Below are 22457 nucleotides of genomic sequence, written 5' to 3'. Positions count from 1 at the left end.
CTATCCTTCATCGGGTTATAGGAATGACTTTAGGGTGAAAACTTAAACGGTAGACCTTTAACCAGTCGGGCGGCGTTGTTGCCTAGCCGCCGTAATAGGTCTTCATCTTGTCCCCATGCCTGCCGAAACAGCGGGCTGGCGGGGGGTAAATTACGGAAATGCACCACTACTTCGTTGGCAGAACAGGCCAGCCCGACCAATAACGGGGAGCTAACTGCGGCCTGCCAGGCGCGTTGTACTGCATCAGTGTCATCGTCTTGCTGCCATTGCCAAGGAATGCCTTCTTCCTCAATCCCCAGTAATACCGGGTGCCAGACTTCCTCGGATGTTGACGAGGTCAGGCTGATAACAATCGCTGGCGCATCATGGGAGAAGTTCATCGGCCACTCTCCCGCTGATAGGCCAAAATCAACCCGGTGGCTACTGCATTACGCGGGCCTTCACTGGCGCGGATGTTGCCGCGACCGGCCACCAATTTGTAGTGGGAGAGGGCGTCGGTAACCAATTGCGGGACTTCGAAATCCAGTGACGAGCCGCCGACCAGTACCACGAAGGGGATGTCGCGGATATTGCCGGTTGGGCTGACTTGGCGCAGGGCGCGAAGCGCATTGGTGACAAACACCCGCTCTTTGGCGGAGCGGCGAATATTGCGGACTTTTTCCAGTGCATAATCGCCCGGTAGTGGCACTAAACCTTCCGGTTTGACCACCACCAGTCGGGCAAAAACTTCTGGTGCAAGCGGTTGTGGGAAGAACTGAACACTGCCGTCTTCGTGGCGCAGGTGGAACAGACTTTCCACTTTGGCGAGCGGATACTTTTTGATGTCTTCGGCCAGATAGCGGTCTTGCAGATCCAGTTCCGAGGCGATGATCATCGTCACCATATCGCCAGCCCCCGCCAGATGAGTGGCGACGATTTGGCCTTGGGCATTGATGATGGAAGCATCGGTAGAACCCGCCCCCAAGTCGAGGATGGCGAGTGGCCGCCGCGTCCCTGGTGTGGTCAGCGCGCCGAGTATCGCCGCTTCAGCTTCTGCCCCCCCGACCTGCACATCAATATTCAGTGTCTTTTCGATTTCACTGGCGATATGCGCCATTTGCAGGCGATCAGATTTCACCATCGAGGCGATTCCCACCGCTTGCTCAAGGGAGAACTCACCCGCCAGACCACCAATGACATTGACCGGCACGGCGGTGTCGACCGCCAGCAAGTCTTGAATGAAGATTTCATTGGCCGGTTTGTTGGTCAGTTCCGCCATGGTTTGGCGAACGTGCTCGAGCATGCCACCGATATTGGTGCCAGCTTCACCGCTCACATTATCCAGATGCCGGAAGCTGTTAACTGCCGTCATAATGGCTTCCGCGCCAGTCGCGACATCCACCCGAACAGTGCGGCCATCGGCGAACAACTCCAGATGCCCGGCAGGAATGGAACGGGCTTTAACATCCCCTTCCGGCGTTTTCACCACTACCGCAGAGCGAGTGCCAATCAAAGCGCGTGCCACCGGGACGATGTTTTTGGTTTCTTCAGCGCTGAGTTCGAAGACCGTGGCAATGCCATAAGGGTTAGAGAGGGTTTCAATCACCTGACCCGGCATGGCAACTTCAACTGCCGCCAACATGCCCATTGGGATGCGGTCAATATGTAGCACTTCATCGACGATGGGCAGCGGATGAGTGAGGCGGTTGTTGACTAGTACCCCATCATCGCGTTGCAAGATAATCGCCGTAATGCGGTATCCGGCAGCGTTGGCGGCATTTACCACGGCAGCGACATCAGCAAAATCAACAGCAGACGGCACCACCAGAATGTAAGGTTGGGTAGGATCACGGCTGACCAGCTCATCAAGGGTGATGGTCAGCCCAACCCCCAACCCTAGTCCGCCGGGGGTTTTCGGGTTATGGCCGATCATGGTGGATTCAGTGATGATAGTTTCAGTGATGGTTTCCATCGCCACATCGCCAATCACCGGGGTTGCCTCGTTAATGCGAATCAGACTGATATCACTCAGCGTGATACCGGCCTTTTCCACTAACAGATTCAGCGCCTTATTGATGCCAAAAATGTTGCGTTGCGTCCCTTTGACACCGGTAGTCTCCGTCAGGGCGCTGGCAACAAACTGCAATTGACCGTCAACTGCAACTTGCGCTAATGCCACTTCTGTTGATGAGTTGCCGATATCCACACCGACTATATACCGCCCCATATTCCTTCCCTTAAATTGCTGCTGACAGTGACCCCCTCGGCTTTCACTGAGGGGCGCGAAGGGCTGATGTGCCTAGGGATGCGCCCGCGACTTAGCGCGCTACCATCCCAACGACCGACCGCCCTTCGTTTGATATTGCCAAACTAATCGTCGCCTTTTAACTTCTTGCGCTGGACATACAAAACGGCGGCCTCGCGCACGAATGCGGCACAAATGGTCGCTTTGTAGGTCTGTTCCAAGTCATCGGCAATGGCATTCAACTCTTCTTTGCTAGAGCGGAATGGGCGTAGGGCATTGTAGATATCCAGCACCTTGTCATCCGGCACCGCGGTCAACTCAGCTGCGCGTTCAAAGTTCATGGCCAGCAGCGGGCGACCCGCATCTTTGGCAATCGACGCCTGAATACGCAGGATTTCCGGGGTAATACGTAAATCCTGTGAGGTGACACTGCCGTTCAATACGTTTGCCAGTGTCAGGTCATCCAGTGTTTTATTGGTGGCAGTTTTCACCCAGTCAGGGTGTTTATTTGCCAGCGGATAATCAGAGACTTTGGCATCACTGCGCGAACTGGCCGCTGGAGCACAAGCAGCAGTTGGCGTTTGGCCTTGCAAGCTGTTCATCTTGCTCAGCACATCGCGAACCATGGATTCAATAGCTTCGGAATTCATTGTGTTTTCCTTTGTTAAAGCGCCACCCGGAGTTCCTGAGGATTCTTGCCGGTCACCACATATTTGGTTTCTTTAATGTGCAGAATCGCTGATTTAGCCTGATATTTTGGCCGTGCCATCTGGTCATTCAGGGTCGGAACGGGTTGCGGTGATTCCCGTTTGGCATAGCGGGCTGCGTTTTTACCAATCTGGCGATATGTTTCCAGTGTTAGCAGTGGGGCCTGTGGAAACAGCTCTAAGTTAGAGAGCGGCGGCAAGCCTTGTTGGTGAATGACCGTGGTGCCTTTTGACTGGATGCCAATAGAGATCCCGGAGCCACTCAGGCGGTTGCCTTCTACCGCGACAAAGGCCACATCGGAGGATTTAAAGCAGCGGATAACCCGTGCTTTGATACCTTCTTCTTCAATGCCGGCAATCAGCTCGCGCAGAATATTTTTGTGCGGGATGCCGACGATATTGGCGGTTTGCGACAGGCCAAATGCCGGGCCGACCGCAATGATCACTTCATCCTGATTGCTGCCAGGCCGGGCTTCACCCACTTCAGTGAGAAAATCCCCTGATGCAACGGCGGTTGCAGCTGGCGCAGGTTGGGTCTCTTGCTTAAAGGAAACGGTATTCTGGTCTCCCTGCATTTCCTGCAATACGCCTTCAATAATTTGGCGTAACAGTTTTTCGTTAATATCCACCATCTCGTGAACCCCTTAGCCAAGCTCATTCGGATCAAGCGCGTTTGGAATGTTTTTAATTTCTTCCCAACGTGCACCTTCCAGCCGGTAACCGGTAGCTGGCCCTGCGTAGTCATTGACGTCATTCACCGCTGACAGCACTTGGTTGTCACCTTTGATGATTGCCGAGGTATGCAGGTAGTCACCGGCAATCTTGGCTTTCTGGATGTTGAGCATGTCTTGTGCCACATCTTCAAAGCCGCCTTGTGCCAATGCTTTCACCACTTCCAGACCGGTGCGGTTTTTGCTGATAATTTCCTGAGCGAACTTGATGTCTTCGACGATATTGCGCTCTGGCATGTCTTTTGAACCGTGCGCATAGGTTGCCGCAATCACCTCTTCGTCGGTGATCGGCGGCAGGCCCATACCGGCGAATACGGCTTGCAGCGCGCGCGCAGCTTTATTACGAATTGCCACCACATCAGCTTCCAAGACCGGACGCAGGCCACCATCAACTTTCAGGTCGCGCTGCATGACGTTGTAATCGTCAAAGTCTTCGGCATCTTCGTTAGAACCGGCGAACATGTTGTCGTAGTTCGGCACCGCCGAATAACCGGAGGAGATAAAGTCAGTGCCCGGCAGGAATTGCATCAGCAAACGGGCGGTACGGCGCATATCCGAGTGGGTAAAGGTTTGGTCGTTACTGGATGCACATTCCAAATCCAGCGCCGAACAAATCAGGTTTTCCGCCAAAATGGCACGGATACCAGATGGCACAGCGGAAGGGACACCGACGCAACTCACGGAGCCATTTTGCAGCCCCTGAACACCAGCCGCTTTGGTGATATAAATGCAACGTGCTTCCAGATACAGCATGGATTTGCCTTCGGCGTAGCCCATTTGGACTTCGGAACCCGAGCCGGAGGTGAAGCGCATTTTCAAACCACGTGATGCATAGGACGAGGCGAGGAAGCCTTTTGACCACGGAGTGTCATCGCCATCGGTGAAGACGGGTTCAGTCCCATAAACCGAAATAGTTTCCGCGTAACAGGTGTGGCCCAGCATTCCCAGTTTTAGCTCGGTAGCTTCTTCCAAAGAACATTGAGTCAGAACGCCAGGGCGGCCAACTTGTGACCCGACCAACAGCGCAATAGCATTGAATGGCGCATAGCGAGCCACGGCCACGGTTGTTTCTTGCTCGTCAAAACCACGGAATGCACCTTCGGCGGCATCGGCGGCAATCTGCACCGGGTTATCTTTCACGTTGGTCACGTGAGCTTGTTGTGATGGAGTCCGACGCGCGCGCATTTTCTGCATCGACATCATCATTTCCACCACATTCATGTGGGATACCACTTCGACGATTTTGGCCGGTGTCATGGCGGTCGTCAGTGGCACAATAGTGCGGCGCGACACATTGGGGTCACACAACATATTGGCCAGCTTGATGGAATCCATCTTCATCACTTCTTCCGCATGCTCCAGATTGATACCGTAGCGGGCGATAAAGTGGTCGATCAGGTCGAAACTGCTTTGTGGTTTACCGTCGAGTTCAGTGACCACACCATTAACTATCTTGATGGAAGGTTTCGGATCGTTCGGACTTTCCATGGCAATAAAGCCTTCCTCGATCCATTCTTTGACAAAGCCGTCCTGGTTAACCGGGCGTTTCGCCAACGCTTCAAATCTTTTCGATTTCATGAAACAGCCTCACTGTGGCGTCAGATATAAGAAGGGCGGTCGTTTTTTGGTTCAGCACCCAAGGTTGCTAATACCGTTTTGCCGATCTCACGGGCAGAAATCACTGCTTGACGAACAGCGCCAGAGTCGCCGGAGATAACCAGAATAACTTCGTTACTAAAGCTGGTGCCCTGTGCTGGTGAGCTGTAAGCCACCACATCAACATTGGCGGATTTCACGGCGGTATCCGCCATCAAAACACCAATCGAAGCCGGTGCCCCAACAATCACGCCGCAAGAGCGGCCCAGAGGTGCGCCGAAGGCTTTTTCCAGTGCGTGACTGGCGCGGGCGCTGTATTGCAATTCAATGTGGCCAGCTTCATTGGCGTAAACATCGCCGAATGTCCGGTCTAACTCTTTCAATGCCACTTCCACGGCGCGTTTGACGTCAGAAACATCATCGCCGCCAAAGATAATCAGTGAGCCATGACCCGCACCGCCTTTGGTATCACGCGGTAATTCAATGCTGACCACTTCGGTATTGGTGGCTTTTACTGCTTCATCAGCCGCCATGATGTGTGGGCCAGCGCCCGTGCGAGCGCCCAAAATACCAATGGAGCGATAGCGTTTTTCTAGCTTCATAGCGTCTAATAGGGCGCTGTCTACGTTGGCGATTACCAGTCCGACCGTGTCACCGATCGCGGTTCCAACAAATTCCGTTAAACTGCAAGTTTTCTCAGCCATAGCCGTATCTCGTTGTTTATAGGATGGTTGTGCAGAAGACGCCGGGGCGTGTTCACTGACTTTTGCTATCACCTGCGCCATTATTTGGTCGACCAGGTCATTGCTTTTCATTGGCTATTTCCCTTTGGCAAAAATTTCTCGACATCGGTGTGTGGGCGTGGGATTACATGGGTTGATTTCACTTCGCCCACATTAGCGGCTGCAATAGCGCCTGCATCGGTAGCCGCTTTCACTGCCCCGACGTCACCACGGACGATAACGGTGACCAGGCCAGAGCCAATTTTTTCATAGCCTACCAACGTCACATTGGCCGATTTCACCATGGTGTCAGCAGCCTCAATGGCAGCGGTCAGCCCTTTGGTTTCCACCATTCCTAGTGCTTCTTGTTGCATAAATACCTCGACGGAATATCAGATGCCTTGTTCTGGCTTGAATTGTCATGTTCAGAAATAACGTTGTCAGGTTCGTGCTGAGACTGAATATACAAACAAGCAATGAAAAAGAATGGCTGTATTGAATTTACTGGCGGGAATGGTTAGCGATGAAATAACAAATTATTGTCATGTAATCATTTAACTGATTATTTTATAACTCTATTTGTTAATTATCATGTGGCAATAATTGGTTATTGCATCTTCATAATTACAATTAATTTCGTGACACTGGTTATTATTTTTGGTATTTGCGCGCAGGTGTAAAGATGAGATTGAGTTCACATTAAAAGAGAAACTGCGAGCTTGCTAACAATAACGAAAAGAATAAATGGCAAGAAAATCACATTATTTCATTAAAGCCTAAGTTGCTTATTTACAGGGTTCTGAGGGTTTTTTTGACGATGTAATAGCAATAATTTGTTATTGGAACTCTAGTTTTTGTTTAATTAATGTCGAATCACGACAACACTTTCATTTTCTGTCTCTTTATAGTGGTTGAGTCAAGGGCCGTGCATTACTGAACACAACGTATTAATCATAATAACTTCAAGCAGGGTAACCCTATGAACGACTCGCTCAAAGCTCAGTGTATTGCAGAATTCCTTGGCACCGGGCTGTTTTTATTTTTTGGTATTAGTTGTCTGGCAGCAATGAAAGTGGCCGGTGCCAGTTTTGGTTTGTGGGAAATCTGTATCGTGTGGGGACTTGGGATTTCACTGGCTGTCTATTTGACCGCCGGGATTTCTGGTGCTCATCTCAATCCCGCGATAACCATTGCTTTATGGCTGTTTGCCTGTTTCCCCGCGCGCAAAGTCATTCCTTACAGTATTGCGCAAATTGCAGGGGCTTTTGGTGGTGCAGCATTGTCTTATATGTTGTATCACAATTTATTCACTGATTTTGAAACTGCACATCAGATGGTCCGTGGCAGTTTGGAAAGTCTGCAACTGGCCAGTATTTTCAGTACCTTCCCATCACCGGCTATTAGTGTATGGCAAGCCGCATTTGTTGAAATCATCATTACTTCAATTCTGATGGGGCTGATTATGGCACTGACGGATGATGGTAACGGTGTTCCGCGCGGTGCATTAGGGCCGCTCTTAATTGGTATTCTGGTGGCGGTGATTGGTGCAGCAACTGGCCCATTAACCGGTTTTGCGATGAATCCGGCGCGTGATTTTGGCCCTAAATTATTTACCTTCTTTGCAGGTTGGGGAAAAATCTCGATGACGGGTGGTCGTGATATTCCTTATTTCATTATTCCTATCGTGGCTCCTATTATTGGTGCTTGCCTCGGTGCGGCAGTTTATCGCTTCTTCATCGGAAAAAACCTGCCTTGCAATACTTGTAAATTAGAGGATGAGAAAGCCAGTTTATAAATCAACGTGAGTTTCCTCATCTTGGTTTTTTGAAACGGGATGAGGAAATTTCGTGATCTATTCTGGTTAATGGACTGATTATAGTCCCCTGTTGATTATGACTCTGGTAAGGTGGATTGTTATTTGTATTCATTTCACCAGAGCATAAACCTTGACAGGGAAATAGGTTTTTTGCATTGCAAATAGGAATGAAAATATAACAAAGCAGTAACACATTGTTCATTACAGGGATGATTTATAGTAACAAACGAAGCTTAATAACAATAAATTAAAATTAACTGAGAGGTTTTATCATGATTTCTGCCAGTTCTCTAAACTCAGAGCTCATAAATAAAATCGCGCAGGATTTTGCTCAGGCAACCGGGCTGGCTGTAGTCGTGGTGAATATTCACGGCGAAGAAATTTCTGATCTATTTAATTTTACGCCATTTTGTCAATTGATGCGCCAAGACCCGGTTAACCACCTTCGTTGCCGAATGAGTGATCGTTGTGGTGGCCTTGAGGCCTCAAAATCTAATGAACCTTGTATTTATCGCTGCCATGCCGGGCTAACGGATTTCTCTATCCCGCTGGTTATAGCAGGTCATTTGGTCGGGTTTGTTCTATGTGGCCAGGTGCGGCTACACTCGGATGTTTATCTGATTGATATTCTTAATGTTGATAATCACTGGCAACAGAATCCGGTACTGATGGATGAATTCCACAATGTGCCCATTATGGATTTTTCTCGCGTGATTGCTTCGGCAGATTTACTGAAGCTGATTGTGGAGAATTGCCTCAAAAAGCATCTTAATTTTGTGGTGATCAATGACAATATGGGCAGCAAAGAACCGGGTAGGATACGTCCGGTTCACCCCCACGACAGCAAAATGAAGAAAGCCTTGCGCTACATCGATACGCATTTATCGGAAGAATTGCGACTGGAAGAAGTGGCTGCAAAGGTATATCTCAGCCCTTACTACTTCAGCAAATTGTTTAAAAAATATCAGGGCATCGGGTTTAATGCCTGGGTCAATCAGCAACGGATGGCCAATGCCAGAGAAATGTTGCAACACAGTGACTGGAGCATTGCCAGTATTGCCAAGAATCTGGGTTTTTCCCAGACAAGCTATTTCTGCAAAGTGTTCCGCCAAACTTACAACGTGACACCGCAGGTATTTCGCTCACTTTCTTCTGAACGCAGCGAAATGGAATGACAGTTATTGATCTAATATCAATTGGTCATGCTATTCATTCAAGATTGTCTATTTAAAAATTAAATTTAATATTAAAAGTACAAAATAAATAATGACAATTTCTTGCTATTTTTTTTAATGGTATTTTTGGTATAATTGATTGTTTTTAATGTGATATTTTCATTATCGATAGCAATTATTTGTTGTGGATAAGCAAGAAAGTTACTCGCAAAAAATAAAATTAACCATTTTTTTTGATCAGAAAGGCGTATATTAATTTTAAGAGAGTCTATCAGACTATCAATTAATAAATGGCCTGTTATAACAGTGTAAATAAAGAGATAAATTATATAACAAGAAAAGAAATTAATAACAGAATCTACTGTAATTAGATAATTGTAGTTACTGAAATGGTTATATCGTGTACTTGCACTAAAGTCACGATTGGGAAGGGGGTGACAATCCCCCGCAGCCCCCGCTGCTGTGATGCTGACGACCCCGCTGAAACCACTGATCCACAGGATTGGGAAGGTAGCGGGGGAGGATGATGCTAAGCCAGAAGACCTGCCAAATCAGTAAAAGAGTTTCAACTCCTTCGGTGGGAAGCGGGTTGTCATCAGATGCGCGCAGCGGTGTCGTTGCGCAAATGCACCTTTTTGACACTGCATATCCCGCTTGAAATGGCGGGATTTTTTTATGCAATACTCAGGCAAACAAGCATTTATCATCGCGGGAACCAGCAGTGGGTGCGGTAAAACCACTGTGACGCTGGGTATTTTGCGGGCGCTGATTGCTCGTGGATTGTCGGTGCAGCCGTTCAAAGTCGGGCCAGATTATCTGGATACCGGCTGGCATACCGCTGTCAGTGGTGTGACGTCACGAAATCTTGATGCATTTATGTTGCCACCTGCCACCCTCAATGGGCTATATAACCAACATATGCGCCATGCCGATGTTGCGGTGATTGAAGGCGTTATGGGGTTGTATGACGGCTACGGGACTGATCCTGATTATTGCAGCAGTGCGGCGATGGCCAAGCAATTGGGCTGCCCGGTTATTTTGCTGGTGGATGGTAAAGCGGTTTCGACATCAGTGGCGGCAACGGTACTGGGCTTCTGCCAATTTGACCCCGATATCACCATTGCCGGGGTGATTGTTAACCGCGTCAATTCAGAAAATCACTATCAACTTATTCGCCATGCCATCGAACATTATTGTGGCATTCCGGTTCTGGGCCGTTTACCGGTCATGGATGATGTCGCTTTGCCATCACGCCATTTGGGGTTGATTCCGGCGCAAGAGCGAGGTGGCGTGGTCTCCAAACAGCCCGATAGCGCGCCGCGCTGGCAACGGCTGGCACAGCAGGTTGAAGAATTTATCGATCTGGACAGATTGCTCGCCCTGACCCCTTGCACTGAACTTCCCGTTGGCACCCCACCCGCATTACCGCCGTTGGCCTTGGCCGATGGTTTGACACTGGCCTTGGCCGAAGATGAAGCCTTCAATTTTTACTATCCCGATAACCTTGATCTGCTGGAGCAAGCTGGGGTGCGTATTCAACGTTTTAGCCCACTGCATGACCGCCATTTACCCGCCTGTCAGATGATTTATCTGGGAGGCGGTTATCCGGAAATCCACGCTACTGCGTTGGCGGCAAATACAGCCATGCATGCCGCGTTACAGCAAGCTCACAATCAGCAAATCCCCCTGTATGCCGAATGCGGCGGTTTGATGTATCTCGGTGACGGTCTGACAGATGAAAGTGGGCAACGCCATTCCATGGTGGGAATTTTGGCCGGTGAAAGCCGGATGGGAAAACGACTGACCCGTTTTGGCTACTGCCAAGCCGTGGCTCGTAGTGACACTTTGTTGGCAGCTGAAGGCGAAATCCTGCGCGGTCATGAATTCCATTATTCCGATTTTACCAGCCCATTGATACCAGTTTTTGATAGCAGCAAGTGGCGTGATGGCGCGGTTATCCAGAGTTGGCGCAGTGGTTATCAAGTGCAACGTACTCAGGCCAGCTACCTGCATATTCACTTTGCTCAGCGCCCCGGTTTATTGGATGGCTGGCTGACGGCAGCCCGGGGTGTGCTATGACCTTGATCGCATGGTTTGTTGCTTTCTTATTAGACCATTGGCTTGGTGACCCACCGCACTGGCCGCATCCGGTGCGCTGGATTGGCAACCTGATTACGGTGCTGCAACGGGCCATCCGCGCGGTCTGCCGCAGCGAGCGAGCACTGAAGTGGGGCGGGGCAGTGCTGTGGTTGCTGGTGGTCGGTATCACCGGGCTGACCAGTTGGGGATTTTTATGGTTGATGACAGAGATTAACCCGTGGCTCGGCTGGCTAGCGCAAGTATGGATGATTTACACCTTGTTGGCCGGGCGCTGCTTGAGTGACGCGGCACTGTTGGTTTTTGCTGCGCTAAAGCAGGGGTCTTTGGCACAAAGCCGCGAAAAGCTGTCATGGATTGTCGGACGTGATACCTCGCAACTGGAGAAACCACAAATTACTCGTGCGGTGGTGGAAACCGTGGCGGAGAACAGTGTCGATGGCGTGATTGCGCCGCTATTTTTCCTAATGTTGGGCGGCGCGCCGTTGGCAATGGCCTACAAAGCGATGAATACCCTTGATTCGATGGTGGGATACAAAACGCCGAAATATCGGTCAATTGGTTATGTGTCTGCGCGAATGGATGATTTGGCAAATTGGATCCCTGCGCGCTTGAGTTGGTTGTTATTGAGTGCCGCAGCTTGGTTGATTCAGGCCGATTATCGTCAGGCGCTACGTATTGGCTGGCGTGATCGCTATCAACACTCTAGCCCGAATTGTGCTTGGTCAGAAGCCACGGTTGCCGGAGCTTTGGGCATCCGCCTTGGCGGCCCGAATGATTACTTTGGCGAGCGAGTAGAAAAACCTTGGATGGGTGATGAGCGGCGTGAAGTGGCCCTGAGTGATATTCCGCGCAGTATTCACTTGATGATGATGGCGTCGTTATTGGCCCTTTTACTATTCGCATTGGCTCGGCTGCTGTTGGCCGGCATTTTATAAGGATAACCCCATGAGCTATATAAAGAATCCGCAAGAAATTGAGCAAAATAGCTTTGCCATTATCGGCGATATTATTGCCACTGAACGACCCGGCACTCATTTTGCCAGTGAGATGCACGAGGCGGTGATCAAGCGGGTTATCCATACCACAGCAGATTTTGACTGGTTGGATATTTTGTATTTCTCACCCGATGTACTGACTCACATTGCCGAGGGGCTGCGCCGAGGATGCACGTTATACACCGATACCACTATGGCGATGTCGGGCATCAATAAAACACTGCTCAAGCAGATGGGATGCGAGTGCCGCTGCTATATCAGTGACCCGCGCGTGGTAGCCGATGCGCCGATGCAGGGCATTACCCGCTCGATGGCGGCGGTGGATGTTGCGTTGGCGGAACCGGGCGAAAAACTGTTTGTGTTCGGCAATGCGCCGACGGCGTTATTTCGTTTGTTAGAGCGCCAAGTGACTCCAGTGGCGGTGATTGGCGTGCCGGTCGGCTTTGTCGGCGCGGCGGAATCCAAAGATGCGTTGGCGGCAAGTGACCTGCCCTGCATTGCCGCTCTGGGGCGCAAAGGGGGGAGTAATGTGGCGGCGGCGATTATCAACGCCATCCTCTACCAGTTACGGGGGGCGATATGAGTAACAGTCTGGCCAGTGATGATATCGCGCAGCAAAACCAACCATTAGACAGCATTTGGCACAACGGCAAGCAATACCGAAAAGGCTATACCACGGGTTCGTGTGCCACTGCGGCGGCAAAAGTGGCCGCGCTGATGGTGCTGCGCCAGCAAGTGATTGATCAGGTCTCTATCGTCACTCCCTCTGGCGTCACCCTGTGCCTGAATGTCGAGCAGCCGCTGATTGAAGGCCAACAGGCGACGGCGGCTATCCGTAAGGACGGTGGCGATGATGTCGATGCCACCCACGGCATGCTGATTTTTGCTCGCGTAATACTGACTGAACAAACCGAAATTACCCTCCGTGGTGGCGAAGGGATGGGAACTGTCACTCGTAAAGGTATTGGTCTGCCGGTGGGCAGCAGCGCCATTAACCGCACCCCGCGCCAGACTATTGAAGCCGCAGTGCGCGAGGTCATCGGCCCATTACGCGGCGCGGAGATAGAAATTTTTGCGCCAGAAGGGGTTGAACGGGCGAAAAAAACTTACAACGGGCGGCTGGGTATTCTGGGGGGGATTTCCATCATCGGCACCACCGGCATCGTGACGCCGATGTCAGAAGAGAGTTGGAAACGCTCACTGGCGCTGGAGTTGGAGATGAAACGGGCGGCGGGTGAAGACCGCGTCATTCTGGTGCCGGGTAATCACGGCGAGCGCTTTGTTCGCGACCATTTGGGGCTGGATAGCCAACGGGTGGTCACCATGAGTAATTTCGTCGGCTATATGTTGCAAGAAACTGTGCGCTTGGGATTCCGCCATGTTTTGCTGGTTGGACACCCCGGAAAACTCGTCAAAGTGGCCGCCGGTATTTTCCACACCCACAGCCATATTGCCGATGGGCGTATGGAAACATTGGTGGCGCATCTGGCATTGCTGGGAGCACCACATGCTCTATTACTTGAAGTTAATCAGTGTGATACCACAGAGGCGGCAATGGAATTAATCGCCGACCAGGGCTGGCAGGAGGTGTATTCGCGCATTGCGGAGCGTATCTGCGAACGGGTCGCCGAAATGATGCGTTTTTCTGTTAATCCACCCCAGTGTGACGCCATTTTATTCTCTTTTGATAATCAGGTGCTGGGCAGTAGCCGGCCATTGGATGAGATTGTGGAGGCGCTCCGATGATTACGGTGGTGGGCATTGGCCCTGGTGATACTCACTATCTGACTTCACAAGCGCGATGGGCAATCGATCAAGCCGAGGTGCTGATTGGTGGCAAACGCCATCTGGCCACATTCAGTGGTAATACCAAAGAATCTCGCTTGCTGGATGCTGATCTGCTGGGGTTATTAGAGTGGCTGGACAGTAATAAGAATCGCGCCATTGTTGTACTGGCCTCGGGAGACCCTCTGCTTTATGGCATCGGAAAATTACTGGCGGCCAACTTCAGTGCAGAGGAATTGCATATTGTCCCCGGCATTAGTGCGATTCAATATCTGTGCGCCAAAGTGGCACTGGATATGAATGACATTTTCCTGACCAGCAGCCATGGCCGAGAACCCGATTTTGACTGGATCTTCCAGCACGACAAAGTGGCGATGGTGACCGATGGGGTTATTGGCCCACGGGCCATTGCGGATGCACTGCACCAGCGCGGCCTATCTCGCACCTTAATTATTGGTGAAAACCTTTCGCAAACCAACGAACGCATCCATCGCCTGCCGGCAGATCAAGTGGCAGCCCGTTATGACATGAATGTGGTGGTGATCCTCAATGAAAGATGAGCTGTTCTTACGCGGGCAAAAAGTCCCGATGACCAAAGAAGCAGTACGGTCATTGGCCTTGGAACGATTGGAATTGCCGGACGCCATTCACCTGATTGATGTTGGCGCGGGAACCGGCAGCGTGGCTTTGGAGGCTGCACTGCGCTTCCCAAATTTGCGGGTGACCGCCATTGAGCGCAATCCGGCAGCCCTTGAATTGATTGATGAAAACCGTCAGCGGCTTGGGTGTGGCCGGGTAGAAATCATTGCCGGGGTGGCACCACTGTATGTCGCTGATAAAGCCGATGCCATTTTTATTGGCGGTAGCGGCGGCCATCTGGCCGAACTTATCGACTGGTCATTAATGATGCTTAACCCCAAAGGTCGTCTGGTTCTGACCTTTATTTTGCTCAATAACCTCAATGATGCATTAAGCCATTTACAGACCTGCGCCATCAGCGAGTTGGATTGTGTGCAACTGCAACTCTCCACTCTGACCCCTCTGGGCAGCGGGCACTATTTTAAACCGAATAATCCTACTTATCTTATTTCCTGCCACAAGGAGGCGAGCAATGTCTGAGCATCCTAATGCCGTACCGACACCTGTTACACACTCATGGGATACGCAAAAAGTCTGGTTTGTTGGGGCTGGGCCGGGTGACAAAGAGCTGATTACATTAAAAGGCTACCGCTTGCTGCAACAGGCTCAGGTGGTCATTTATGCCGGATCACTCATCAATACCGAATTGCTGGAATATTGCTCCCCCCAAGCGGAGTGCCACGACAGTGCGGGTTTGAATCTGGAGCAAATCATTACGTTGATGGTGGATGGCGTGCGCGCGGGCAAGCTGGTGGTGCGGTTGCAAACCGGTGACCTCTCATTGTACGGCTCGATTCGTGAGCAGGGGGAGGTCTTGGGCGAACACGGCATTGGTTTTGTCTCCGTGCCGGGGGTCAGTGCTTTCTTGGGTGCTGCGGCGCAGCTGGGGGTCGAATATACCGTACCGGAAGTGGCGCAAAGTTTGATAATCACCCGCATCGAGGGGCGCACCCCGATGCCGCCATTGGAGCAACTGGAAGCCTTTGCAGCACACCAAACTTCAATGGCTATTTTCTTGTCAGTGCAGGAAATGGACCGCGTTGCCGAGCGTTTAATTGCCGGCGGCTATCCCGCCACTACGCCGGTTGCGGTGGTGTACAAAGCGACATGGGCTGAAAGCCGCACTGTACGCGGCACCTTGGCGGATATCGCCGAGTTGGTTCAGGCGGCGGCGATTCATAAAACTGCACTGATTTTGGTGGGGGCGTTCCTCGGTGATGAATACCACTATTCCAAACTCTATGACGCGGGGTTCAGCCATGAATATCGTCAAGCCTGAATCAATAGCCGTATTTTGCCTGACTCCCGGTGGCGTACGGCTGGCGCGGCGTTTGAAAACCCATTTGCCACTGACCTGTTTTACCAGTGACAAGCTGCTGGAGCCGGGCTTTTTACCGTTCAACGGCAGTTTTGGCGATACCATGCGCGAGGCGTTTAAACAGTATTCAGCGCTGGTGGTGGTGGGGGCTATCGGCCTGACCGTGCGGGTTATCGCGCCGCTGGTGAATGACAAAATGACGGATCCTGCGGTAGTGGTGATTGATGAACGCGGGCAACACGTCATCAGTTTGCTGTCGGGCCATGTGGGAGGAGCCAATACGCTAACCCGCTATCTGGCGGGCATTTTGGGCGCAGATCCGGTGATAACCACCGCCACGGATGTTAACGAAATGGCGGCGCTGGACACACTGGCAACCCAGTTGGATGCCGAAATGCAGGATTTCCGCCACGCAGTCAAAGTGGTCAATCAAATGTTAGTCAGCAGCCAAAAAGTTGGGCTGTGGTGGGATACCCCTCTGCTGGCCGAACGTGACCGCTGCGACACCCGAGGGTTTATCCCCGTTGACTCTCTGGATGCATTGCCGCAATTGGACGCATTAGTGTGTATCACTTTGCGCGATAGCTTGCCGCTGCCCGCAGAGCAACTCGCCGCGCTTCCTGTTTATAAGCTGGTACCACGCCGGGTAGTGGCGGGAATTGGGTGCCGCCGGGCGACTTCGCTGCAAACGCTGGTTGAGTTACTGCAACAGCAAATGGCAGAAAATCACTTTGATATCATGGCATTGCGCGCCATTGGCAGTGTCACCATCAAAAAAGACGAACCTGCGCTACACCAACTGGCCCAGTGTTGGCGGGTGCCGTTTGAACTGTTCAGTGTCGGCGAGCTGAGCCGCCATGAGCAACGTTTCCCTGCTTCTGATTTTGTCCGCCAAACGGTGGGAGTCGGCAGTGTTTCACAACCCGTCGCCTGGCTGATGAGCGACGGTAAATTGGTTGGCAACACTCTGCGTCAGCAGGGCGTCACTATCACTTTGGGAGTATCGCATTAATGTTAACCGTGATTGGCATCGGGCCGGGCAGTGAATCGATGATGACGCAGGACGCTATCGCCGCTATCCGCGAAGCGGAAATTATCGTCGGTTATAAAACCTATACCCATCTGGTGAAGTCCATGACCATGGATAAGCAGGTGATCAAAACCGGGATGTGTAAAGAGATTGAGCGCTGTCAGGCGGCCATTGATCTGGCAATAGCGGGTCATAACGTGGCGCTGATCAGCAGTGGCGATGCCGGTATTTATGGCATGGCGGGCTTGGTGTTGGAGCTGGTTACACAACAACAGCTTGAACTGGAGGTGCGGCTGGTGGCCGGTATTACCGCCAGTATCGCTGCGGCTTCACTACTCGGCGCGCCGCTGATGCATGACTTTTGTCATATCAGCCTGAGTGATTTGATGACCCCGTGGGAGGTGATTGAAAAACGCATTATCGCGGCGGCGCAGGCAGATTTCGTCATCTGTTTCTATAACCCACGCAGCCGTGGCCGTGAAGGGCATTTGGCGCGGGCGTTTGAGCTTATGCAGCCGTGGAAAAAAGCCGAAACACCAGTCGGTGTGGTGAAAGCGGCGGGGCGTAAAAAGCAGGAGAAATGGTTAACTACCGTGGGTGAAATGGATTATAAGCCGGTGGACATGACCAGTCTGGTGATTGTCGGTAATCAGGCCACTTATTGTCGTAATGGGCTGATGATTACCCCTCGCGGCTATTCATTATGACGGGCTATTTGCTATGACCCAGGATTATCCGCCAATCCATGTCTTCGGTGGCACCAGCGATGCGCGGCTGATTTGTCAATTACTGGACGGCGCAGGCGAACATTACAGTTTGTCAGTTGCTACGGATGCTGGCAAACAACTGGCGGGGGATATTGGCGGCGAGATATTGGTAGGGCGGATGGATGCGGCCGCAATGACCGATTTCCTTATCAAAAGGCAGGTGTTGTGGGTGATTGATGCTTCGCACCCCTACGCCGACTTGCTCAGTGACAATGTGGCTGCCGCTTGTCGGCAATCCAATGTGCCGCTGATCCGTTATCAGCGCCCGAGTGAAATTGAGGTGCTCAATCACCCACTGCTCTACAAAGTGGGCGGCGTAGCAGCAGCATGTGCCGCAGCACAGCGGCTAGGGCCGCGAGTGTTGCTGACAACGGGCAGTAAGCAGTTGGCTGAGTATCAACAGGGGCTGATAGGTAAAACTTTATTGGCGCGAGTGCTGCCGACAGCAGAGGTGCTGAGCCAATGTGAAGCGCTCGGATTGGGTGTGGATCAGATTATTGCGCTGCGCGGGCCATTCAGCGCGCAATTCAATCAGGCATTGTATGAGTTTTGCCAGCCAGATGTGGTCATCACCAAGGAGTCGGGTGCACAAGGGGGTTATCAGGAAAAAGTGGCTCCCTGTCTGGCATTAAATATCCCCTGCATTGTGGTGCGGCGTCCGGCCGCAGTGGAATTGGGCAGTATTGGGCAACAAGTGACTTCATTGGATGAATTTACCCGACATCTGATGCACTGGCAGCAACAACGAGGACAATAAAATGAAAAAGGCACTGTTGGTGATCAGTTTTGGCACCAGTTATGAACACACCCGGCAAAAGAATATTGATGCCTGCGAGCAGCAATTGGCGGCGGCTTACAGCGATCGCGATGTATTTCGCGCATTTACGTCAGAAATGATTATTCGCAAGCTGCGCAAACGTGATGGATTGCTGATCAATAACCCGCGAGAAGCACTGAAACAGCTGGTTGAGCAAGGATATCAGGATGTCGCCATCCAATCCTTGCATGTGATTAATGGTGATGAATACGAAAAAGTTGCTAATGAAGTGCGCAGCTTCAGTGCGTGTTTCCATCATTTGGTTTTGGGTACGCCACTGTTGAGTAGTTTTGCCGATTATCAGCAATTACTTGTGGCGCTTGAGGCACAAATGCCTCGCCTGGCCGCCGATGAGCGCGTGGTATTTATGGGCCACGGTGCCAGCCACTATGCGTTTTCAGCTTATGCCTGCCTTGACCATTTAATGACCTCGCTGAACTTCCCGGCCTTGGTCGGTGCCGTCGAAAGTTACCCGGAAATCAGCCATATCATTACCCGCTTACAGCAGCAGGGCGTGCGCAAAGTTCACCTGATGCCCTTGATGCTGGTGGCCGGTGATCACGCCATCAATGACATGGCCTCTGATGAGCCGGATTCATGGCAATCACAACTGGAAGCTGCCGGTATCAGTGCTCAGTCATGGCTGCAAGGTCTGGGGGAAAACCCCTTGATTCGCCAGATGTTTGTCGAGCATTTAGACCATGCCTTGCAGCAAAAAAAGCAGGAGGCAGCGTAATGAGCGGCAGACTTTATGCATTAGGTGTTGGCCCCGGAGCCAGTGATTTAATCACTGTGCGAGCAGCAAGATTGATTGGCAAGCTTGATGTGCTGTATGCCCCTGCGGGACGTAAGGGCGGTGACAGTCTGGCGTTGTCGATTGTGCGCGAGTATTTATCCCCCCAAACCGAAATCCGCACCTGTCATTTCCCGATGAGTGCTGATGACAGCGAAAAACAAGCGGTGTGGGATGAGGTCGCGCAGCAGTTACAAGTCGAAGTTGCTAAGGGCCGTCAGGTTGGATTTATCACCCTTGGCGACGCCATGTTATTTAGCACATGGGTATTTTTGCTAGAACGCATTGGTCGGCCAGATTGGTTAGAGATTGTGCCGGGCGTGACTTCTTTTGCCGCCATTGCTTCGCGCGCAGCATTGCCGTTGGCGATGGAACAACAATCGTTGGCGATTATGTCTTGTACGGCACCGGAAGCTGAGCTGGAACGCGCACTGCAAGAGCACGACTGTGTGGTGCTGATGAAAGTTTATGGCCGCTTTGCCCGAATTCAGGCGCTGTTGGGCCGACTAAATCTCTTCCCACATGCGCTCTTGATGTCGGAAGCCTCATTGCCAGGAGAGGTGTGCTGGCGTCAGTTAGATACGATTGCCGCTGACCAGCCATTGCCTTATTTCTCGACTATTTTAGTAAATAAGCAGCAATTAGTTAATGAATAACAGCAAGTTAATAAATAACGAGTCGTTAAGTTTTTTAACCGATATCCAAAGTGATTGGAGTAACTAATGGAAATGGAAAAAGAGTTAAAGAAACTTTCATATAGCGGAGTTGCAATAGCAATCTTGCTAACACTGGCACCCAATGATGTTTTTGCTATGCACATTATGGAAGGTTTTTTGCCGCCAATGTGGGCGTTAGCTTGGTGGATACTGTTCCTGCCGTGCTTGTTTATGGGGCTGGTGCGCTTAAAGCAGATTGTCTCTGAAGACAGCAATCAAAAAGTGCTGCTGGCACTGTGCGGTGCTTTTATTTTCGTGTTATCTGCACTGAAAATTCCATCCGTGACCGGCAGTTGCTCACATCCGACCGGTGTCGGGCTGGCGGTTATCCTGTTTGGGCCGGTTGTGGTGGCGGTATTGGGCGCAATTGTATTGCTGTTCCAGGCGCTATTATTGGCCCACGGCGGCTTGACGACCTTAGGCGCTAATGGCATGTCAATGGCGGTCATTGGGCCGGTCGTGGGTTATCTGGTTTGGAAGTTGGCCTGTAAAGCGGGATTGCGCCGTGATGTCGGGGTGTTCCTCTGCGCCATGCTGGCGGACTTAACCACCTATTTTGTCACCTCCGTGCAGCTAGGATTGGCATTTCCTGATCCGCAATTTGGTGTTAGCGGCTCGATTGTCAAATTTATGGGGGTGTTCTGCATTACCCAGATCCCCATTGCCATTGCTGAAGGCTTGCTAACGGTGATGATTTACGACCAATTGACTAAACGCCAGTTAATTCACGCGGGGACTCATTAACATGAAAAAGACTCTTATTTTGCTGGCGATGGTTATCGCTCTGGTCATAATGCCGTTCTTTATCAATCACGGTGGTGAATACGGCGGCTCTGACGGTGAAGCTGAAACCTTGATTCAGGCCACAGCACCCCATTACCAACCCTGGTTCCAGCCTTTGTATGAACCGGCCAGCGGCGAAATTGAAAGCCTGCTATTCACCCTGCAAGGCTCCATTGGGGCGGCGGTTATTTTCTATATCTTAGGCTATTACCGGGGGAAACGCGGTGAGCATGCTGGGGATTGATAAACTAAGTTATCAAAGCCGCTGGCGGCAGGCCGATCCCATGGGAAAACTGGTGTTGTATGGTGTTTTCCTATTATTGGCCATGCTTAGCCCGCCGATGTATCAAGCACTGCTGTTAGTGTTTATCGCCGGGCTGACGTGCTATCTGCTGCGGGTGGGGCCGCGCCGTTATTTACGCTGGTTGGCAATACCGCTCTCTTTCTTATTGGTGGGGTTGGTGACGATTGTGTTGTCCCTCTCCCGCCAACCGGAGAGCTTGTGGTGGGGCGTGCAAATGGGTCATTGGTGGCTGGGCATTGATAGAGTCGGCTTGACGACCGCCAATCAAACACTGTGGCGTAGTTTGGCGGCATTGGCGGCGACGTTTTGGTTTGTGCTTAATACGCCTTTTCCGCAGCTTATCCAAATATTGAAGCGCTGCCATGCCCCTCGATTGCTAACTGAGCAAATCCTGCTGACCTGGCGTTTTATCTTTATCTTGATTGAAGAAGCCGCCGCTATCCAACAGGCGCAGTCTCTAAGATTTGGTTATATCTCATTGCGTACCGGTTACCACTCGCTAGCAATGTTGGTCGGTATGTTATTTACCCGCGTGATGATTCGCTATCAGCAAATGGTCATTTCGTTGGATATGAAACTCTATCAGGGCGATTTCCACCTGTAAGGCAGGATGTAATGTTAGCCACAAAGCAGTTAGGTTTCAGCTATCAGGATGAGCAGGTATTGCACGATCTGACATTGGATTTCAGTCAACACGCGGTCACCGGTGTCTTGGGGGCCAATGGTTGTGGTAAATCCACCTTGTTCATGAACCTGACCGGCATCCTGCAACCCCAGCAGGGTGCGGTATTGTGGCAAGGCGAGCCGCTCAGTTATAAAAAAGCCCATCTACGCGAATTACGTCAGCGCGTGACCACGGTATTCCAAGACCCGGAACAGCAGATTTTTTACACTGACATTGACAGTGACATTGCTTTCAGCCTGCGCAATTTAGGCATGCCAGAAGATATTATTGCTCAGCGTGTTGACCGGGCATTGACCTTGGTTGATGCACAAGGATTTCGCCATAAATCTATCCAGCATTTGAGCCACGGGCAGAAAAAACGGGTGGCGATTGCTGGCGCGCTGGTCATGGAGGCGGAATATCTATTGCTGGATGAACCCACCGCAGGACTGGACCCAGCAGGCCGCCAACACATGATTACTATTATTGAGCGCATTGTCGCAGAGGGAAAACGGGTTATTCTCTCCAGCCATGATATCGATCTGATTTATAAGGTTTGTGATTATTTGTATGTCTTATCGCGGGGGCATCTGATGATTGCAGGCGAAACAACAGAAGTGTTTTTGCAACAAGATAAGCTACATGCCGCCGGGCTGGTTCAGCCATGGTTAGTCAAAATGCACAGTGAGCTGGGGTTGCCACTGTGTAAAACGGAAGAACAACTTTTTGCGCTGATGCGTCAGCGGGAAATGGAGGCAGTGCGATGAGTCGGCCC

25 protein-coding genes and 1 riboswitch are annotated in these 22457 nt (G+C 51.3%); of the genes, 18 read left to right on the top strand and 7 right to left on the bottom strand.

Going from position 1 to position 22457, the window contains the following annotated elements; genetic code table 11:
• Window positions 1-29: 29 nt before the first annotated feature.
• From F0T03_RS13785 to pduA, 7 genes are all read right to left on the bottom strand, one after another.
• Window positions 30-380 carry a glycerol dehydratase reactivase beta/small subunit family protein gene (locus F0T03_RS13785; RefSeq protein WP_159678973.1) on the bottom strand — a complete coding sequence of 117 codons (351 nt, stop codon included), beginning with the start codon at window positions 378-380 and terminating at the stop codon, window positions 30-32.
• Window positions 377-2206: a diol dehydratase reactivase subunit alpha gene (locus F0T03_RS13780; RefSeq protein WP_145556249.1), complete on the bottom strand. Its 1830-nt coding sequence runs from the start codon at window positions 2204-2206 to the stop codon at window positions 377-379. The genes F0T03_RS13785 and F0T03_RS13780 overlap by 4 nt, the downstream gene beginning before the upstream one ends.
• A gap of 143 nt (window positions 2207-2349) precedes the next feature.
• Window positions 2350-2874, bottom strand: coding sequence for a propanediol dehydratase small subunit PduE (pduE, locus tag F0T03_RS13775; protein ID WP_005157693.1), 525 nt, complete (start codon window positions 2872-2874; stop codon window positions 2350-2352).
• Window positions 2875-2888: 14 nt separating this feature from the next.
• Window positions 2889-3560 carry a propanediol/glycerol family dehydratase medium subunit gene (locus F0T03_RS13770; RefSeq protein ID WP_162527038.1) on the bottom strand — a complete coding sequence of 224 codons (672 nt, stop codon included), beginning with the start codon at window positions 3558-3560 and terminating at the stop codon, window positions 2889-2891.
• Window positions 3561-3575: 15 nt separating this feature from the next.
• Entirely contained in the window at window positions 3576-5240 is a 1665-nt protein-coding gene (gene pduC, locus F0T03_RS13765; RefSeq protein ID WP_050106798.1) for a propanediol dehydratase large subunit PduC, read from the bottom strand.
• Between the two features lie 20 nt (window positions 5241-5260).
• Window positions 5261-6073, bottom strand: a complete 813-nt coding sequence (pduB, locus tag F0T03_RS13760) for a propanediol utilization microcompartment protein PduB (protein ID WP_145556247.1) — start codon at window positions 6071-6073, stop codon at window positions 5261-5263.
• On the bottom strand, window positions 6070-6354 hold the full coding sequence (gene pduA, locus F0T03_RS13755) for a propanediol utilization microcompartment protein PduA (protein WP_004090398.1): 285 nt from the start codon (window positions 6352-6354) through the stop codon (window positions 6070-6072). The genes pduB and pduA overlap by 4 nt, the downstream gene beginning before the upstream one ends.
• Before the next feature lie 605 nt (window positions 6355-6959).
• Here pduA and pduF point away from each other — a divergent pair.
• The 18 genes from pduF to F0T03_RS13665 all read left to right on the top strand — a co-directional run bounded on the left by pduF (window position 6960) and on the right by F0T03_RS13665 (window position 22449).
• Window positions 6960-7775 (top strand): propanediol diffusion facilitator PduF, encoded by an 816-nt coding sequence (gene pduF / locus F0T03_RS13750; RefSeq protein WP_145556246.1) that lies wholly within the window; start codon window positions 6960-6962, stop codon window positions 7773-7775.
• A 293-nt stretch (window positions 7776-8068) separates the two neighbouring features.
• Window positions 8069-8971 (top strand): transcriptional regulator PocR, encoded by a 903-nt coding sequence (gene pocR, locus F0T03_RS13745; protein ID WP_159678971.1) that lies wholly within the window; start codon window positions 8069-8071, stop codon window positions 8969-8971.
• A gap of 373 nt (window positions 8972-9344) precedes the next feature.
• Window positions 9345-9536: riboswitch (cobalamin riboswitch) on the top strand.
• Between the two features lie 110 nt (window positions 9537-9646).
• Window positions 9647-11050, top strand: a complete 1404-nt coding sequence (locus F0T03_RS13740) for a cobyrinic acid a,c-diamide synthase CobB (protein ID WP_159678969.1) — start codon at window positions 9647-9649, stop codon at window positions 11048-11050.
• Complete coding sequence (gene cbiB / locus F0T03_RS13735; RefSeq protein ID WP_159678967.1) at window positions 11047-12006, top strand: adenosylcobinamide-phosphate synthase CbiB; 960 nt, start codon at window positions 11047-11049, stop codon at window positions 12004-12006. Before F0T03_RS13740 ends, cbiB begins: the two co-directional genes overlap by 4 nt.
• 10 nt (window positions 12007-12016) lie before the next feature.
• Window positions 12017-12649: a cobalt-precorrin-8 methylmutase gene (locus F0T03_RS13730; RefSeq protein ID WP_145557159.1), complete on the top strand. Its 633-nt coding sequence runs from the start codon at window positions 12017-12019 to the stop codon at window positions 12647-12649.
• Complete coding sequence (gene cbiD, locus F0T03_RS13725) at window positions 12646-13812, top strand: cobalt-precorrin-5B (C(1))-methyltransferase CbiD (protein ID WP_159678965.1); 1167 nt, start codon at window positions 12646-12648, stop codon at window positions 13810-13812. Before F0T03_RS13730 ends, cbiD begins: the two co-directional genes overlap by 4 nt.
• A complete protein-coding gene (locus F0T03_RS13720) occupies window positions 13809-14411 on the top strand; it encodes a cobalt-precorrin-7 (C(5))-methyltransferase (protein ID WP_145557154.1) in 603 nt (200 codons plus the stop codon). The genes cbiD and F0T03_RS13720 overlap by 4 nt, the downstream gene beginning before the upstream one ends.
• Window positions 14401-14970 carry a decarboxylating cobalt-precorrin-6B (C(15))-methyltransferase gene (locus tag F0T03_RS13715; protein WP_145557152.1) on the top strand — a complete coding sequence of 190 codons (570 nt, stop codon included), beginning with the start codon at window positions 14401-14403 and terminating at the stop codon, window positions 14968-14970. Before F0T03_RS13720 ends, F0T03_RS13715 begins: the two co-directional genes overlap by 11 nt.
• Window positions 14963-15769 (top strand): cobalt-precorrin-4 methyltransferase, encoded by an 807-nt coding sequence (locus F0T03_RS13710; protein WP_159678963.1) that lies wholly within the window; start codon window positions 14963-14965, stop codon window positions 15767-15769. The genes F0T03_RS13715 and F0T03_RS13710 overlap by 8 nt, the downstream gene beginning before the upstream one ends.
• On the top strand, window positions 15750-16820 hold the full coding sequence (gene cbiG, locus F0T03_RS13705) for a cobalt-precorrin 5A hydrolase (protein ID WP_145557147.1): 1071 nt from the start codon (window positions 15750-15752) through the stop codon (window positions 16818-16820). The genes F0T03_RS13710 and cbiG overlap by 20 nt, the downstream gene beginning before the upstream one ends.
• The gene (locus F0T03_RS13700) at window positions 16820-17545 is read left to right on the top strand and encodes a precorrin-3B C(17)-methyltransferase (protein ID WP_159678961.1); all 726 of its coding nucleotides are present in this window, start codon (window positions 16820-16822) and stop codon (window positions 17543-17545) included. The genes cbiG and F0T03_RS13700 overlap by 1 nt, the downstream gene beginning before the upstream one ends.
• A 13-nt stretch (window positions 17546-17558) precedes the next feature.
• A complete protein-coding gene (locus F0T03_RS13695; RefSeq protein WP_145557143.1) occupies window positions 17559-18362 on the top strand; it encodes a cobalt-precorrin-6A reductase in 804 nt (267 codons plus the stop codon).
• A 1-nt stretch (window position 18363) separates the two neighbouring features.
• A complete protein-coding gene (gene cbiK, locus F0T03_RS13690; RefSeq protein WP_159678959.1) occupies window positions 18364-19158 on the top strand; it encodes a sirohydrochlorin cobaltochelatase in 795 nt (264 codons plus the stop codon).
• Window positions 19158-19871 (top strand): cobalt-factor II C(20)-methyltransferase, encoded by a 714-nt coding sequence (locus F0T03_RS13685; RefSeq protein ID WP_159678956.1) that lies wholly within the window; start codon window positions 19158-19160, stop codon window positions 19869-19871. The genes cbiK and F0T03_RS13685 overlap by 1 nt, the downstream gene beginning before the upstream one ends.
• Window positions 19872-19937: 66 nt before the next feature.
• Window positions 19938-20675 carry a cobalt ECF transporter S component CbiM gene (gene cbiM / locus F0T03_RS13680; protein ID WP_162526951.1) on the top strand — a complete coding sequence of 246 codons (738 nt, stop codon included), beginning with the start codon at window positions 19938-19940 and terminating at the stop codon, window positions 20673-20675.
• Between the two features lies 1 nt (window position 20676).
• Entirely contained in the window at window positions 20677-20958 is a 282-nt protein-coding gene (locus F0T03_RS13675) for an energy-coupling factor ABC transporter substrate-binding protein (protein ID WP_025377834.1), read from the top strand.
• Window positions 20945-21622: an energy-coupling factor ABC transporter transmembrane protein gene (locus F0T03_RS13670; RefSeq protein WP_145557136.1), complete on the top strand. Its 678-nt coding sequence runs from the start codon at window positions 20945-20947 to the stop codon at window positions 21620-21622. Before F0T03_RS13675 ends, F0T03_RS13670 begins: the two co-directional genes overlap by 14 nt.
• 11 nt (window positions 21623-21633) lie before the next feature.
• Window positions 21634-22449: an ATP-binding cassette domain-containing protein gene (locus tag F0T03_RS13665; protein WP_159678954.1), complete on the top strand. Its 816-nt coding sequence runs from the start codon at window positions 21634-21636 to the stop codon at window positions 22447-22449.
• The last annotated feature ends 8 nt before the right edge of the window (window positions 22450-22457 follow it).

Origin of the sequence: Yersinia canariae (assembly GCF_009831415.1) — a bacterium.
Lineage (GTDB): Bacteria > Pseudomonadota > Gammaproteobacteria > Enterobacterales > Enterobacteriaceae > Yersinia > Yersinia canariae.
Note: the sequence above shows the minus strand (reverse complement) of the source record. Positions and strands in the feature narration are given on the sequence as shown.